Origin of the sequence: Sulfurimonas sp. (genome assembly GCF_032250635.1) — a bacterium.
Taxonomy (GTDB): Bacteria; Campylobacterota; Campylobacteria; order Campylobacterales; family Sulfurimonadaceae; genus Sulfurimonas.
In genome coordinates this window covers 1-1,651 of the sequence record NZ_JAVVFL010000271.1, presented here as the reverse complement: position 1 = coordinate 1,651, position 1,651 = coordinate 1, and the positions used below count along the sequence as shown (strand labels likewise).

Sequence of the window (1,651 nt, the reverse complement as noted above, 5' to 3'; positions counted from 1 at the left end):
CTGTGGCACTCCAAGGTAAAAATGGGCAATCGGAACATAATACCCTTCAAGATTATTAAAACTAAAACTAAAGCCGACCAAAGAGTCATTCTCATAATCAAGCCCCGTAGTCTCCGTGTCAAAAGCTACAATCGTCTCTTTATCCAGTACATTCAATACTCTGTGAAGCTCTTTTGCGTCAGTGATAAGAGTTGTTTTAAAGTCGAGTTTTTTGTCGTTTTGTATTTGAGTCTCTATCTTTGCAACCGCTTTTTGGTGCGTCTCATCACTAACCATATTTTTTGCCTGCAGAGTTCTTAGTATTGAATTTTGCTCATATTTTACAAGTTCGTCATATATATTTAAAAAAGGGTGCTCAATATCCATCTTATACTCTTGGAAATCAAAACTCTCTAACACATCATCTCTTAGAGTTACAAGCTCTCTTGATCTGTAGGCATCTGCTTTAAACTGGGTAAGCTTTTTCTGAATACCCGGAGGTTTAATCTCATCTATATTTGCATAGATGTTGTCAAGAGTTTTATACTCTACTAAAAGCTTCTCGGCTCCGACTTTTCCTATCCCTCTAACACCTGGGATATTATCCGCAGAATCGCCCAAAATTGCCTGATAATCTATAAACTGTTTTGGAGATATGCCGTATTTTTCTAGACATGCATCTTCATCCATAACTTTTTTCTTTATAGCATCAATCAAAACAACTTTGCCGTCATCTATAAGCTGAAAGAGGTCTTTGTCATGTGAGACTATTCTTACATTGTAGCCCTTCTCTTTGGCAAAGTGCACGACGGTAGCGATTATATCATCCGCTTCATACCCGACACGACCTAGCGTTTTATAACCCATCTTGTCTATCCACTCAATAGCGATTGGCAGCTGCATCATAAGCTCTTCTGGAGGAGCGACTCTATGTGCTTTATAGTTTGCATCTATCTCATTTCTAAAAGTCGGACCTTTAGAGTCAATAGCAAAAATCAGGTAATCGCTGTCATGCTGTTTTTGAAGTGTGGAGATGAAGTTTGTAAAACCGGTCAATAGTCCTGTAGGAAAACCCTGGGCATTTTTAAGATATTGCGGAAGTGCATAAAAACTGCGAAAGAAAAAACCAAACGTATCAATTATAGTAACTGTTTTACTCATTCCTCTGGTTTATCCGTAAACTGAGAGATAGCCTCTTGTAAGATGGCAATATCATAACCTGCATCTGCAGCTTTTTTGAGTCCGAAATTGATAGAGATATCAGAAAATGGCTTGTTAACAGGCACTATTGTTTTTACTATGTTTAGAGCCGCTGAGCACTCCTTTATATTATCGGGAGCTGACGAAGGATTGTCGGAGTATTTAATCATCTCTATAAAATTGGAGTCAAATCCCCAATGTTTAAAGACCAGCGCAGTCACTTCTCCGGATGTTGCATCAGAGTAAGCTTTCTCAACCACGGCAATATTGTTAGAGTTTTCAATTTCACTTGCAAAGCTAATTGCTTCATCATTTTGAATAACTTCGCTGGCAATGAGAATTTTCCCCGTCTCTTGCAAAAAAGCAGCAAGGTAGAGCTCTTCTGCTTTGTATCTGTCTATTTTTCTATACCAGCTAAACATCAATGCTGCTTGAAGTGAAGATGTTTTTGCAAACTCTTCAGATGTTATAC

General features: G+C 38.2%; 2 protein-coding genes. Both read right to left on the bottom strand.

What is annotated here, in order from left to right; genetic code table 11:
• The coding region (locus RQ763_RS11675; RefSeq protein WP_314153166.1) for a 5'-3' exonuclease H3TH domain-containing protein at window positions 1–1,140 on the bottom strand (1,140 nt) is incomplete at its 3' end.
• On the bottom strand, window positions 1,137–1,651 hold a 515-nt coding region (locus tag RQ763_RS11670; protein ID WP_314153164.1), incomplete at its 5' end, for an HDOD domain-containing protein. The genes RQ763_RS11675 and RQ763_RS11670, both read right to left, overlap by 4 nt.